The following is a 14,503-nucleotide window of genomic DNA, read 5'->3' as shown; positions in this document are numbered from 1 at the left end:
GATAGCGGTGTAACAGTCACAGGTGTTTTGACTGCAAGACCGCTATCGCAGGCAAGCCAGCTCCCACAGTTGATCTGTGATGCGCTTGAGTTACTTCTTTTGCTTCGGGATTCGCACCAACTGCGTATCCGAATAGATGTCATGCCAGCTGCGTTTGTGTTTATCGAACAACGACCAGATAAACCCCAACCCCACGCACAGCCATGACGCAATCGACACCACAAAACGCAACAGTGCCTGCCACAGGCTGATCCGCGACCCGTCAGCGTTCTGCACGCGCACGCCCCACACCTGCATGCCCAGGGTTTGCCCCGAATGGGTCCAGAACTTGGCGAAGAACCCGAACAGCACGAACAGCAGCAGAGTCGACAGCAACGGGTCACCGTCCAGCGCGCCGGACTCGGTGAGCGTGCGCATCTTCGCTTCGCCCACGAAGGCGATCCACACCAACTTGTAGATAAACGCGGTGACGATCAGCAGGGCGGTGCACAGCAGGAAATCGTAGAACATCGCTGCCAGGCGACGGCCCAGGCCAACGGCGGGGAATTCGCCCTGGGGGCTCAACAGGGGTTTGGACATGGCAGGGCTCTCTGGAGAAAGCACGCAGTTTACGCAATGGCGCCCATAAAAAAGCCCCTGATGTCATATCAGGGGCTTTTTGTCGCAGCAAGGATCAGCCTTCTGCTTGTACTTCGTCAGCCTGCAGGCCTTTTTGGCCTTGTACTGAAACGAAGGTGACCTTCTGGCCTTCCTTCAGGCTCTTGAAACCGTTGCCCTGGATAGCGCGGAAATGCACGAACAGATCCGGGCCGCTTTCAGGAGTGATAAAACCAAACCCTTTCTCGTCGTTGAACCACTTGACGGTACCGCTCTGACGTCCACCTTTATCCGACATTTTCTTCTTTCCTTTGACGCTAAAAATTAATGACAGCCCCTTTCACACGAAAGAGTACTGGGCTGGGTTGCAGGAAAGTAAGAGACGTCGAACGGGTTGTAGCAAACTACTTGAGCTACTGCCCAGGTCCAGGTTCCAAGCGACCCATGCAAACACAGTGGGCAAACTCTACGCCAACTAATATGAAAAAAACAAGCCCTTGTGCAGGCCCTTGTTTTATTGGGTCTCATGACACTTTGTTGAATGTTCTGATACCGGCTTATTCGATAGAGTTATTCACTTGTTATAGGGCGTCAGCTATAAAAAGCCTATCGTGAATGCACTGTTTTATGGCGGTTGCGTTACAGTTCAGTGCGCATTAACGCAACCGCGTTACTTATAGAAACAGTCAATCAGCCACGGTAGTAACGTTGCGGAACGAATGGCATTTTACTTACACGCAGTGGCACCTTTTTCCCACGTACCATTGCGCTAACTTCGGTATCCAATGCGACAAATGCGCTGTCCAGGTAACCCATCGCCAGCGGGCCGCCCAAGGTTGGGCCAAAGCCTCCGCTGCACACGCTGCCGATAACCGTACCCTGTGCATCGACAATTTCAGCGCCTTCACGCACCGGGGTACGCTCCTGCGGCAGCAGGCCTACGCGTTTGCGCGCCACCCCGGTTTGCTGTTGGGTGAAGATGCGGTCGGCGCCAGGGAAGCCGCCGGCCCGTGCGCCATCGGCACGCCGAGCCTTGGAAATCGCCCACAACAGGCTGGCTTCGATTGGCGTGGTGTCGGTGTTCATGTCGTGGCCGTACAGGCACAGGCCGGCTTCCAGGCGTAGCGAATCGCGGGCGCCCAGGCCGATGGCCTGCACTTCGGTTTCGGCCAGCAGGCTGCGGGCCAGGCTCTCGGCATTGGCCGCCGGCACGGAGATTTCAAAGCCGTCTTCACCGGTGTAGCCGGAGCGGCTGACGTAGCACTCCACGCCCAGCAAACGCAGGGTGGCAAATTGCATGAAGGTCATCTGGGTGACTTCAGGGGCCAGGCGCGCCAATACTTTCACTGCCGCCGGGCCTTGCAGGGCCAGCAGGGCCCGTTCTTCGAACAGCGGTTCGATGGTGCATTGGTCGCCGATATGTGTGCGCAGGTGCGCCAGGTCCTGGTCCTTGCAGGCGGCGTTGACCACCAGGAACAGTTCATCGTTGCCCAGGTTGGCGACCATCAGGTCGTCGAGAATGCCGCCTTGCTCGTTGGTAAACATCGCATAGCGCTGCATGCCCACCGGCAGGTCGATGATATCGACGGGCACCAGGGTTTCCAGGGCCTTGGCGGCATTCGCGCCAGTGAGACGAATCTGGCCCATGTGGGAAACATCGAACAACCCGGCCTGTTCACGGGTATGCAGGTGTTCCTTCATCACGCCCAATGGATACTGCACCGGCATGTCGTAGCCGGCGAAGGGCACCATGCGCGCGCCGAGTTCGAGGTGCAAGGCGTGCAGAGGAGTTTTCAACAGGGTTTCGGTGGACATATTCAGCTCCTGAAAAACGTGCCGACGCGCTTGTGGGCGTCAGCACTCGATAATGTTGACCGCCAAACCGCCACGGGCGGTTTCCTTGTATTTGCTTTTCATGTCGGCGCCGGTCTGGCGCATGGTGCGGATGACCTTGTCGAGGGACACAAACTGCTGGCCGTCGCCACGCAGGGCCATGCGCACCGCATTGATCGCCTTCACCGAGCCCATGGCATTGCGCTCGATGCACGGCACCTGCACCAGCCCGCCAATGGGGTCGCAGGTCAGGCCGAGGTTGTGTTCCATGCCGATCTCGGCGGCGTTTTCCACTTGGGACACGCTGCCGCCCAGCACTTCACAGAGTGCGCCTGCGGCCATGGAACAGGCCACGCCGACTTCGCCCTGGCAACCGACTTCGGCGCCTGAGATCGAAGCATTTTCCTTGTACAAAATGCCGATGGCGGCCGCGGTGAGCAAAAAGCGCACCACACCGTCTTCGTTCGCGCCGGGGATGAAGCGCATGTAGTAGTGCAGCACGGCGGGAATGATCCCAGCCGCGCCATTGGTGGGCGCAGTGACCACGCGCCCGCCATTGGCGTTTTCTTCGTTGACTGCCAGCGCATACAGGTTGACCCAATCGAGCACCGACAGCGGGTCGCGCAGCGCCGACTCCGGGTTCTTGCACAACTGCCGATGCAAGGCCGCCGCCCGGCGCTTGACCTTCAAGCCTCCGGGCAAGATACCTTCGTTGCGACAGCCGGCATCGACGCAGTCCTGCATGACTTGCCAGATCTTCAACAACCCGCTGCGGGTTTCGGCTTCCGGGCGCCAGGCACTTTCATTGGTCAGCATCACCTGGCTGATAGACAGGCCATAGGTGGCGCAATGGCCGAGCAAGTCCTTGGCGTGTTTGAACGGGAAGGTCAGGGGTGTGGCGTCTTCGACGATACGGTCGGCGCCCGCCGCGTCTTCATCCACCACGAAACCGCCACCGACCGAGTAGTACTCGCGGCTACGGGTCTGAATGCCGGCGGCGTCAAAGGCACGAAAGATCATGCCGTTGGGGTGATAGGCAAGGGGCTTGCGAATCATCGCCAGGTGTTCTTTCTCGTTGAACGCAATGCTGTGTTCGCCGAGCAGGTTGAGGCGCCCGTCACTGCGCATCTGCGCCAGGCGTGCAGCCACGGTTTCGGTATTCACGGTGTCCGGATGTTCGCCTTCCAGGCCCAGCAACACAGCCTTGTCGCTGCCGTGGCCTTTGCCGGTGGCGCCCAGCGATCCATAGAGTTCCACCTTGATGCCGCAGGTGGCGTTGAGCAGGTTGTCACGCTTGAGCCCCTCGACGAATCGAGCGGCGGCACGCATCGGGCCGACGGTGTGGGAACTGGAGGGGCCGATGCCAATCTTGAACAGGTCGAACACGCTAAGGGACATGGTTGTTCTCCGGTTTCTTATTATTTTCTGGGCTGGACTCGATCAATGTGGGAGCCGGGCTTGCCCGCGATAGCGGTGGGTCAGACAACATCACTGTCGGCTGATACACCGCTATCGCAGGCAAGCCAGCTCCCACACTGGCCGCGTATCTCCCGTCAGATCAGGCGTAGCTCTCGATAGAAGGGCACGCACACACCAGGTTGCGATCGCCAAACACGTTGTCAACCCGGCCAACCGGCGGCCAGTACTTGCCTTCGATCAATGAAGCCACCGGGTACACCGCTTGTTCACGGCTGTATGGGTGGCTCCATTCGCCCACCAGTTCAGCGGCGGTGTGCGGCGCGTTTTTGAGTGGGTTGTCGTCTTTGTCCAATGTGCCGTTTTCCACCGCGCGAATTTCTTCGCGGATGGCGATCATGGCGTCGCAGAAGCGGTCCAGCTCTTCCTTGGATTCACTTTCGGTCGGCTCGATCATCAAGGTGCCGGCCACTGGGAACGACATGGTCGGCGCATGGAAACCAAAATCGATCAGGCGCTTGGCCACGTCGTCCACGCTGATGCCGCTGCTGTCTTTCAACGGGCGCAGGTCCAGGATGCATTCGTGGGCCACCAGGCCATTGCTGCCGGTGTACAGCACCGGGTAGTGCTCTTCCAGGCGACGGGAAATGTAGTTGGCATTCAGGATCGCCAACTGCGACGCACGCTTGAGGCCGGCGCCGCCCATCATGCTGATGTACATCCAGGTGATCGGCAGAATGCTCGCGCTGCCGAACGGCGCAGCGCACACCGCGCCTTCCTTGCGTTCCATGGCTGCGTGGCCGGGCAGGAATGGCGTGAGGTGCGACTTGACGCCAATCGGGCCAACGCCCGGGCCGCCACCGCCGTGGGGAATGCAGAAGGTCTTGTGCAGGTTCAGGTGGGACACGTCGCCGCCGAACTTGCCCGGTGCGCACAGGCCAACCATCGCGTTCATGTTGGCGCCGTCGATGTACACCTGGCCGCCGTTGTCATGAATGATCCCGCAGATTTCGCGGATACCTTCCTCGAACACGCCGTGGGTGGACGGGTAGGTGATCATCAGCGCAGCGAGGTGCTCGCGGTGCTCGATGGCCTTGGCGCGCAGGTCTTCGATGTCGACGTTGCCGCGCGCGTCGCAAGCGGTGACCACCACGCGCATGCCGGCCATGTTGGCGGTGGCAGGGTTGGTGCCGTGGGCTGACGACGGGATCAGGCAGATGTCGCGACGTGCTTCGCCACGGCTCTGGTGATAGGCACGGATGGCCAAGAGGCCGGCGTACTCACCCTGGGAACCGGCGTTGGGTTGCAGGGAGATCGCGTCGTAACCGGTGGCCGCGCAGAGCATGGCTTCCAGTTCGCTGGTCAGTTGCTGGTAGCCGGCGCTTTGCGCGGCGGGGGCGAACGGGTGCAGGGCACCGAATTCGGCCCAGGTCACCGGGATCATTTCGCTGGCGGCGTTGAGCTTCATGGTGCACGAACCCAGCGGGATCATGGTGCGGTCCAGGGCCAGGTCTTTGTCGGCCAGCTTGCGCAGGTAGCGCATCAGCTCGGTTTCCGAGTGGTAACGGTTGAAGACCGGGTGGCTGAGGATCGGCGACTGGCGCAGCAACGCGCTCGGCAGGGTGCTGTCGGTGGCAGCAAAGGCCGGCAGGGTTTTGCCGTCCGCGAAGAGGGCCCACAAGGCCTCGATATCGGCCTGGGTGGTGGTTTCGTCGACCGACAGGCCAACGCGCTCGCCATCCACCACGCGCAGGTTGATGCGCTGGGCGCGGGCCTTGTCGTGCAGGGCGGCGGTGTGGGCGCCGGTATTGAGGGTCAGGGTGTCGAAGAAGTGTGCCTGCTCGACGTTCTGGCCCAGGGCCGTCAAGCCCTTGGCCAGGATCGCGGTCAGCTGGTGAATGCGCTGGGCGATCTGGGTCAGGCCTTTGGGGCCGTGGTACACGGCGTACATGCTGGCGATGTTGGCCAGCAGCACTTGGGCAGTGCAGATGTTGCTGGTGGCTTTCTCGCGGCGGATATGTTGCTCGCGGGTCTGCATGGCCAGGCGCAGGGCCGGCTTGCCGAAGCGGTCGACGGAAACACCGACCAGACGGCCTGGCATGTCGCGCTTGAACGCATCCTTGGTGGAGAAGTACGCCGCGTGCGGGCCACCGAAGCCCAGTGGCACGCCAAAGCGCTGTGCGCTGCCAATGGCGACGTCGGCGCCGAATTCACCCGGCGGCGTCAGCAGGGTCAGGGCCATCAGGTCGGCGGCTACGGCGACCAGGGCGTTGGCGGCGTGGAAGCGCTCGGTCAGCTCGCGGTAATCGAATACATCGCCGTTACTGGCCGGGTATTGCAGCAGGGCACCGAAGAAAGCGCTGACGTCGGTCAGTTCACGCTCATCGCCGACCACCACATCGATGCCCAAAGGTTCAGCACGGGTGCGCAATACGTCGAGGGTTTGCGGGTGGCTGTGCACCGACGCGAAGAACGCGTGGCTGCCTTTGTTCTTGCTCAGGCGCTTGCAGAAGGTCATGGCTTCAGCAGCGGCGGTGGCTTCGTCAAGCAGGGAGGCGTTGGCAATCGGCAGGCCGGTGAGGTCGCTGATCAGGGTCTGGAAATTCAGCAGGGCTTCCAGGCGGCCTTGGGAAATCTCGGGTTGATACGGCGTGTAGGCGGTGTACCAGGCCGGGTTTTCCAGCAGGTTGCGCAGGATCGGCGACGGCGTGTGGCAGTTGTAATAGCCCTGGCCGATGTAGGTCTTGAACAGTTGGTTCTGGCTGGCGATGGCCTTGATCTTGGCCAGGGCCTGGGCTTCGCTCAAGCCGTCTTCCAGGCCGAGCACGCTGGTGCCCTTGATGCTTTCCGGGATCACGCTGGCGCTCAGGGCTTCGAGGGAATCAAACCCCAGGCTGGCGAGCATTTGCTGCTCATCTTCCTGGCGCGGGCCGATGTGGCGGGCGATGAATTCGTTGGCGGTGGTCAGATTAACGGTCATGGCGCGCTCCTCAAGCTTCAGCGTTGGCTTTGATCAGACGGTCGTACGCATCCTGATCCAACAGCTTAGCCACTGCATCGGCATCGGCGGGTTTAAAGCGGAAGAACCAGCCTTCGCCCATCGGGTCTTCGTTGACCAGTTCCGGGCTGCCATCGAGCTTGTCGTTGACTTCGAGGACTTCACCGTCCAACGGCATGTACACACCACTGGCGGCCTTGACCGACTCCACGGTGGAGGCTTCGGCGCCCTTGGTATAAGCCTGCAACTCTGGCAGTTGCACGAAAACCACATCACCCAGCGCGTTCTGCGCAAAAGCGGTGATACCCACGGTGACGCTGCCATCGGCTTCGGCGCGCAGCCATTCGTGATCTTCAGTGAAACGCAACTCGCTCATGGAAACTCCTCAGGGCCAGAATCGTCTGGTGGACGGGATTGGAATAATGAGGAGTTGCTTAGCAATATCGCGGCCAACGTTATTAAGTCGTTATAGATCAAAGAGTTAATAAATTCCGCCAGAGGCTTAATCGAATGTGCTGTAGCGTTTTCGCTACAGTCGAGTGCGTGAAAAAAAGCCTATGTGGATCAAAGCCTTGCATGGCGCGCAAAAAACAGGGTTGTAGCGATATCGTTACGCTGTAGCGCTTTCAGTACACGGAGTGTCGTTCTCAGACCAAATCTGTAATGCGGTCTCTATGGGAGCTGGCTTGCCTGCGATAGCGGTCTACCCGTCACTAAGGCGTTGGATGACCCAACGCTATCGCAGGCAAGCCAGCTCCTACAGTTGAACCGCGTTTATTCCGTCAGGGTTTGTTGGGAATGCCGTATTTGCGCAGGCGATGGGCGATAGCCGTGTGGGAGGTTTGCAGCCGGCTGGCCAGTTGGCGGGTCGAGGGGTAGCGGCTGTAGAGGCTTTCCAGCAGGCCGCGCTCGAAATCTTCCACGGCCTGTTCCAGGCTGTCGACTTCACCATCGCTCTGGCGCGCCACAGAGGTGCCGGCGATGTCCAGGTCGCCGATGTCCACCAGGCTGCTTTCGCAGATGGCGGCAGCGCGGAAGATCACGTTTTGCAACTGCCGCACGTTGCCCGGCCAGTGGTTACCCAGCAGGGCTGGATAGGTACCCGGGGCCAGGCGGCAGACCGGGCGCTGGATCTGCGCGCAGGCTTGCTGCATGAAGTAGCGCGCCAGCAGCAGGATGTCCTGGCCGCGTTCACGCAAAGGCGGCACGGCGACGTTGAGCACGTTGAGGCGGTAAAACAGATCTTCGCGAAAGGTGCCTTCGCTGACCATCTTTTCCAGGTCGCGGTGGGTGGCGCTGAGGATGCGCACATTGACCTTTACTTCGCGGTCGCCACCCACGCGGCGAAAGCTGCCGTCGTTGAGAAAGCGCAGCAGTTTGGCTTGCAGGTACGGCGACATTTCACCGATCTCATCGAGAAACACCGTGCCCTGGTTGGCCAACTCCATCAGCCCCGGTTTACCACCGCGTTGCGCGCCGGTAAAGGCGCCCGGCGCATAGCCGAACAATTCACTTTCGGCGAGGTTTTCCGGCAACGCCGCGCAGTTCAGTGCCAGAAACGGCGCACTGTGACGCGCGCTGATGGCGTGGCAGGCGCGGGCCACCAGCTCTTTGCCGGTGCCGGTTTCGCCCTGGATCAGCAGCGGTGCATCCAGCGCCGCCACCCGTTGCGCCCGAGCCTTGAGCGTGCGGATCGCCGGGGACTCGCCCAGCAGCGCATCAAACCCTTCGGCATGGTCATGGTGCAGCGCCGACAGTTGTTCGCCGATGCGGTTGGGCTGGTAGAGGGTAAGCAGGGCGCCAGCGTCGGTGATCGGCGTGGCGCCCAGCAGCAAGGTCTGGCCGTTGACGCTGATCTCGCGCAACGGCAAGCGAAAGCCCTGGTCCAGCAAGGTTTCCAGCAAGGCCGGATCATCGAACAGCTCGGCGATGCTCTCACCGGCCGGTTCACGCCCGTACAAGGCGATCAGCGCCGGATTGGCCAGCAGGATCTTGCCTGCACTGTCCAGGGCCAGCACCGGGTCGGTCATGGCCGCCAGCAGGGCGTCGAGTTGCAAGTGGCGACGCTGGCCCGGAAGGATGTCGACGACCTTTACCGCCTGCACGCCGTGCACGCTGAACAACGCATCGCGCAGCTCTTCAAGCACCTCGGCGCTGAGGGTCGGCGCATCGATATAGACATTGGGCGGCACCATTTCCACCGCATCCAGATTGAGATTGCGCCCACCGAGCAAGGCCAGGACTTCCTGGGTGATGCCGACGCGGTCGATGAAGCTGACGTGGATACGCATGGGGCGGATCTTGATTCTGGAGTGCTGAGGGTGGCCAGTATGCCTTGGAGCCGGTGGAGATCAAAATGTGGGAGCTGGCTTGCCTGCGATGGCGGTGGGTCAGTTACCGAAAATATCGTCTGACAGGTCGCTATCGCAGGCAAGCCAGCGCCCACATTCGATTGGGGGGCAGGTTATTCCAGGTGTTCGGGTTTGACCGGGTCGCCGGATTTCATATCCAACTGGTGGCGCACATCCTCAAACATCAGATCGTAATGCTTGTGCTGTGAACCGACGCTGCTATGGGTCTTGGGAATGCCGTATTTTTCGACAATCTTGGTCACATTGCTGGCGAAGTTGTAGGCCTGGTCCTTGGGCAGGAAAAAGGTCTCTTTCATGCCCTTGCCCTGGATGCTGCCGTGCAGGGTGAACTGCATGCCTTTGCCTTCGCGCTCATCCGTGAAGACTTCGTAGTCCAGGCACAGGTCGTAGCTGACATCGTCCTTGTTCAGCGCGTGTCGCTCGATATGCAGGTGGCCGGGTTCAAAGATAGCCATAGGCGTTTCTCCTCAACTTCACAGGTAGGTGATGCCAGGTTTGGCCGTGCTGATGCGCGTGCCGGCGCTGCCCTGGACGATGGCTTCGATGTCCGAGAGTGAACCGATCACCGCAGTTTTGCCAGTCTGGCGGGCGAACTCGCAGGCGGCCTGGACCTTGGGACCCATGGAGCCGGCGGCGAAGCCGAGTTTTTCCATGTCGTCGGGGTGGGCCTGGCCGATGGCCTTCTGGGTGGGCTTGCCGAAGTCGATAAACGCGGCGTTGACGTCGGTGGCGATCACCAGCAAATCGGCCTCCAGTTGCGTGGCCAGCAAGGAGGAACACAGGTCTTTGTCGATCACGGCTTCAATGCCGCGCAGCTTGCCGTCTTCGCCATACATCGTCGGGATGCCGCCGCCACCGGCGCAGATCACGATGGCTTTTTTCTCCAGCAGCCATTTGATCGGGCGAATTTCAAAGATGCGTTTGGGGCGCGGGCTGGCGACCACGCGGCGGTATTTGTCGCCATCGGGCGCGATGGCCCAACCTTTCTCGGCGGCGAGTTTCTCGGCTTCGGCTTTGGCATACACCGGGCCGATGGGCTTGGTAGGGTTCTGGAAGGCCGGGTCCTTGGCGTCCACTTCGACCTGGGTGAGCAGGGTGGCGAACGGCACTTCAAAGTCCAGCAGGTTGCCCAGTTCCTGTTCGATGATGTAGCCGATCATGCCTTCGGTTTCGGCACCCAACACGTCCAGCGGGTAGGGCGAGACGCTGGTGTAGGCCGCCGCCTGCAACGACAGCAGACCGACCTGCGGGCCGTTGCCGTGGGCGATCACCAGTTCGTTGCCGGCGTGGATTTTGGCGATCTGTTCGGTGGCGATACGGATGTTGGCCCGTTGATTGTCTGCGGTCATGGGTTCACCACGACGCAGGAGGGCGTTGCCGCCCAGGGCTACGACGATGCGCATACAGAATGTCCTTCTAGAATGATCGTTCCCACGCTCTGCGTGGGAATGCCTCACCGGACGCTCTGCGTCCGCTCTTGTGGCGCAGAGCGCCACTGGCTGCATTCCCACGCGGAGCGTGGGAACGATCAGAGTGGGGTTAGATATCCGCCAACGCCGACACCAGAATCGCCTTGATGGTATGCATGCGGTTTTCCGCCTGCTCGAAGGCGATATTGGCCGGCGACTCGAACACCTCTTCGGTCACTTCCACGCCATTGGCCAGGTGCGGATAGCGCGCCGCGATGTCCTTGCCGACCTTGGTTTCACTGTTGTGGAACGCCGGCAGGCAATGCATGAATTTCACCCGAGGGTTGCCCGAGGCTTTCATCATCTTGGCGTTGACCTGGTACGGCAGCAGTTGCTCGATGCGCTCGTCCCACGCTTCCACTGGTTCGCCCATGGACACCCAGATATCGGTGTGGATGAAATCCACACCTTTCACGGCTTCTTTCGGGTCTTCGGTGATGGTGATGCGTGCGCCGCTTTCCTCGGCAAAGGCCTGGCATTGCTTGATGAAATCTTCATGGGGCCACAGCGCTTTGGGCGCGCCGATGCGCACGTCCATGCCCAGCTTGGCGCCGATCATCAGCAGCGAGTTGCCCATGTTGTAGCGGGCGTCCCCGAGGTAGGCGTAGCTGATGTCATGCAGCGGCTTGTCGCTGTGTTCGCGCATGGTCAGGGTGTCGGCGATCATCTGGGTCGGGTGGAATTCGGCGGTGAGGCCGTTGAACACCGGCACACCGGCGAACTTGGCCAGCTCTTCGACGATTTCCTGCTCAAAGCCACGGTATTCAATGGCATCGAACATCCGGCCCAGTACGCGGGCGGTGTCTTTCATGCTTTCTTTGTGGCCGATCTGCGACGACACCGGGTCGATATAGGTGACTTGGGCGCCCTGGTCATGGGCCGCGACTTCGAAGGCACAGCGAGTGCGGGTGGAGGTTTTTTCGAAGATCAGTGCGATGTTCTTGCCCTGCAAGTGCGGGCGCTCGGTGCCGGTGTATTTGGCGCGTTTGAGGTCGCGGGACAGGTCCAGCAGGTAATGCAGCTCGCGAGTGGTGTGGTGCATCAGCGACAGCAGGCTGCGGTTGCGCATATTGAAAGCCATGATGAAATCTCCTTAATAGTCGATAGGGTCGCGGATGATCGGGCAGGTCATGCAGTGGCCGCCGCCACGGCCTCGGCCGAGTTCACCGGCGCTGATGGTGATCACTTCCACACCGGCCTTGCGCAGCAGGGTGTTGGTGTAGGTGTTGCGGTCGTAGCCAATCACCACGCCCGGTTCCACGGCCACCACGTTGTTGCCGTCATCCCATTGCTCGCGTTCGGCGGCGAAGCTGTTGCCGCCGGTCTCGACCACGCGCAGGGCCTTGAGGTTGAGCGCTGCGGCCACGGTTTCGAGGAAGTTGGTTTTCTCGCGCTGAATGTCGATGCCGTGGGGCTTGCTCTCGTCAGGACGCAGGGTGAAAGGCACGATCTGGTTGACCACTTCGGGGAAGACGGTGACCAGGTCGCGGTCGCAGAAGCTGAACACGGTGTCCAGGTGCATCGCGGCGCGGGATTTGGGCAGGCCGGCCACGATGACGCGCTCCACGGCTTTGTTCTGGAACAGGTTGCGCGCCAGTTGGCCAATGGCCTGGTGGGACGAACGCTCACCCATGCCGATCAACACCACGCCGTTGCCAATCGGCATCACGTCGCCGCCTTCCAGCGTCGCGGCGCCATGTTCCTGGTCGGGGTCGCCGTACCAGATCTGGAAGTCCGCGTTGGTGAACTCAGGGTGGAATTTATAGATGGCGCTGGTCAGCAGGGTTTCCTGGCGGCGCGCCGGCCAGTACATCGGGTTGAGCGTCACGCCGCCGTAGATCCAGCAAGTGGTGTCGCGGGTGAACTGGGTATTGGGCAGCGGCGGCAAGATGAAACTGGCATGGCCGAGAAAATCGCGGAACATCTCGATGGTCTTGCCACCGAAGCTGCTCGGCAGGTCGTCGGCCGATACGCCGCCAATCAGGTACTCGCTGATTTTGCGCGGCTCCAGGCTGCGCAGCCACGAACCGACTTCATCGACCAGGCCCAGGCCTACGGTGTTGGCGGTGATCTTGCGTTCCAGAATCCAGTCCAGCGCTTCGGGGTTGGCGACGATGTCGGTGAGCAGGTTGTGCATTTCCAGCACATCAATGTCCCGCTCGCGCATCTTGGTCACGAAGTCGAAGTGGTCGCGCTTGGCCTGGGCCACCCACAGCACGTCATCGAACAGCAGCTCGTCGCAGTTGTTTGGGGTCAGCCGCTGGTGGGCCAAACCTGGGGAGCACACCATGACTTTGCGCAGTTTGCCGGCTTCGGAATGTACGCCGTACTTCACTTTTTCCGTGGTCATTACAGATCCTCCAGTGAACAACAATTACAGGGTCAGGAAGCCGTCGTAGAGCCCATAGGCCGCCACCAGGGCGCCAATGACCACTGCGGCGAAAATCAGCTTCTCGACGGGGGTGAAAATCGGTTTGCCCAGTTCACGCTTGGCTTTGGCGAACAGGATCGCGCCAGGGGCATAGAGCAGGGCGGAGAGCAGCAGGTATTTGGTGCCGCCGGCGTAGAGCAGCCAGATCGCATAGATCAGGGCGATAGCGCCGATGAACAGGTCCTTTCTGCGCTCTTTGAGGGCGTTCTCGTAGGTCTCGCCGCGTACCGCCAGCAGCAGGGCGTAGGCCGCCGACCACAGGTAAGGCACCAGGATCATCGAGGTGGCGAGGTAGATCAGTGACAGGTAGGTGCTGGCGGAAAACAGCGTGATCACCAGGAATATCTGCACCATTGCGTTGGTCAGCCACAGGGCGTTGACCGGCACATGGTTGGCGTTTTCCTTGCGCAGGAACTCCGGCATGGTGTGGTCCTTGGCGGCGGCGAACATGATCTCCGCACACAGCAGCACCCAGGACAGCAGCGCGCCGAGCAGGGAGATGATCAAGCCCACGCTGATCAGCACCGCGCCCCAGTGGCCCACCACATGCTCCAGCACGGCGGCCATCGACGGGTTTTGCAGTTTGGCCAGTTCCGGCTGGGTCATGATCCCCAGGGACAGCACGTTCACCAGCATCAGGAACAGCAGCACAGTGATAAAGCCGATCACGGTGGCCTTGCCCACGTCACTGCGTTTCTCGGCACGGGACGAGAAGATGCTCGCGCCTTCGATGCCGATAAACACCCACACGGTGACCAGCATCATGTTGCGCACCTGGTTCATCACACTGCCCAGGTCCGGGTTTTTCACGCCCCAGATGTCAGCGGTGAAGATGTCCAGCTTGAACGCGAACAGGGCGATGAGCACGAACAGCAGCAGCGGCACCACCTTGGCGACGGTGGTCACCAGGTTGATGAACGCCGCTTCCTTGATCCCGCGCAGCACCAGGAAATGCACGGCCCATAACAGCCCTGACGCAGCGATCACCGCCGTCGGGGTATTGCCCTCGCCAAAGACCGGGAAGAAATAGCCCAAGGTGCTGAACAGCAACACGAAGTAGCCGACGTTGCCCAGCCATGCGCTGATCCAGTAGCCCCAGGCGGATGAAAAGCCCATGTAGTCGCCGAAACCGGCCTTGGCGTAGGCGTAGACCCCGCCGTCAAGGTCAGGCTTGCGGTTGGCGAGGGTCTGGAACACGAAGGCGAGGGTCAACATACCGATGGCGGTAATCACCCAGCCGATCAACACCGCACCGACATCGGCGCTGGCGGCCATGTTTTGTGGCAATGAAAAGATACCGCCGCCAATCATCGAGCCGACGACAAGTGCGACCAGGGCGCCTAGTCGAAGTTTTCCGGGAGTTTCAGACATTGCATGACTCCAATGC

Annotated in this window: 12 protein-coding genes; all 12 read right to left on the bottom strand. The window is 60.8% G+C overall.

Annotated features, from left to right (window positions below):
• Positions 1-90: 90 nt before the first annotated feature.
• The 12 genes from MHH62_RS18355 to arcD all read right to left on the bottom strand — a co-directional run bounded on the left by MHH62_RS18355 (position 91) and on the right by arcD (position 14,487).
• A complete protein-coding gene (locus MHH62_RS18355; protein WP_032902749.1) occupies positions 91-579 on the bottom strand; it encodes an RDD family protein in 489 nt (162 codons plus the stop codon).
• A gap of 94 nt (positions 580-673) precedes the next feature.
• On the bottom strand, positions 674-895 hold the full coding sequence (locus MHH62_RS18350) for a cold-shock protein (RefSeq protein WP_014719702.1): 222 nt from the start codon (positions 893-895) through the stop codon (positions 674-676).
• Positions 896-1,287: 392 nt separating this feature from the next.
• The gene (gene gcvT, locus MHH62_RS18345) at positions 1,288-2,412 is read right to left on the bottom strand and encodes a glycine cleavage system aminomethyltransferase GcvT (protein ID WP_038451322.1); all 1,125 of its coding nucleotides are present in this window, start codon (positions 2,410-2,412) and stop codon (positions 1,288-1,290) included.
• Between the two features lie 39 nt (positions 2,413-2,451).
• On the bottom strand, positions 2,452-3,828 hold the full coding sequence (locus MHH62_RS18340) for an L-serine ammonia-lyase (RefSeq protein ID WP_339231586.1): 1,377 nt from the start codon (positions 3,826-3,828) through the stop codon (positions 2,452-2,454).
• A gap of 160 nt (positions 3,829-3,988) precedes the next feature.
• Positions 3,989-6,826: an aminomethyl-transferring glycine dehydrogenase gene (gene gcvP, locus MHH62_RS18335; RefSeq protein WP_060766531.1), complete on the bottom strand. Its 2,838-nt coding sequence runs from the start codon at positions 6,824-6,826 to the stop codon at positions 3,989-3,991.
• Positions 6,827-6,836: 10 nt separating this feature from the next.
• Complete coding sequence (gene gcvH / locus MHH62_RS18330; RefSeq protein WP_014719698.1) at positions 6,837-7,220, bottom strand: glycine cleavage system protein GcvH; 384 nt, start codon at positions 7,218-7,220, stop codon at positions 6,837-6,839.
• A 406-nt stretch (positions 7,221-7,626) separates the two neighbouring features.
• Entirely contained in the window at positions 7,627-9,135 is a 1,509-nt protein-coding gene (locus tag MHH62_RS18325; RefSeq protein WP_073452660.1) for a sigma-54-dependent transcriptional regulator, read from the bottom strand.
• Between the two features lie 173 nt (positions 9,136-9,308).
• Positions 9,309-9,671, bottom strand: a complete 363-nt coding sequence (locus tag MHH62_RS18320) for a DUF5064 family protein (protein ID WP_020303145.1) — start codon at positions 9,669-9,671, stop codon at positions 9,309-9,311.
• A gap of 18 nt (positions 9,672-9,689) precedes the next feature.
• Positions 9,690-10,619, bottom strand: a complete 930-nt coding sequence (gene arcC, locus MHH62_RS18315) for a carbamate kinase (RefSeq protein ID WP_019819394.1) — start codon at positions 10,617-10,619, stop codon at positions 9,690-9,692.
• A gap of 136 nt (positions 10,620-10,755) precedes the next feature.
• Entirely contained in the window at positions 10,756-11,766 is a 1,011-nt protein-coding gene (locus MHH62_RS18310) for an ornithine carbamoyltransferase (protein ID WP_339231582.1), read from the bottom strand.
• Positions 11,767-11,778: 12 nt separating this feature from the next.
• A complete protein-coding gene (gene arcA, locus MHH62_RS18305; protein WP_014719694.1) occupies positions 11,779-13,035 on the bottom strand; it encodes an arginine deiminase in 1,257 nt (418 codons plus the stop codon).
• A 24-nt stretch (positions 13,036-13,059) separates the two neighbouring features.
• Entirely contained in the window at positions 13,060-14,487 is a 1,428-nt protein-coding gene (gene arcD / locus MHH62_RS18300; protein ID WP_020303144.1) for an arginine-ornithine antiporter, read from the bottom strand.
• Positions 14,488-14,503: the final 16 nt, after the last annotated feature.

This window comes from Pseudomonas sp. FSL L8-0168, assembly GCF_037976155.1.
Taxonomy (GTDB): domain Bacteria; phylum Pseudomonadota; class Gammaproteobacteria; order Pseudomonadales; family Pseudomonadaceae; genus Aquipseudomonas; species Aquipseudomonas paracarnis.
The sequence above is the reverse complement of the archived record's forward strand: the minus strand, read 5'-3'. Positions and strand labels throughout refer to the sequence as shown.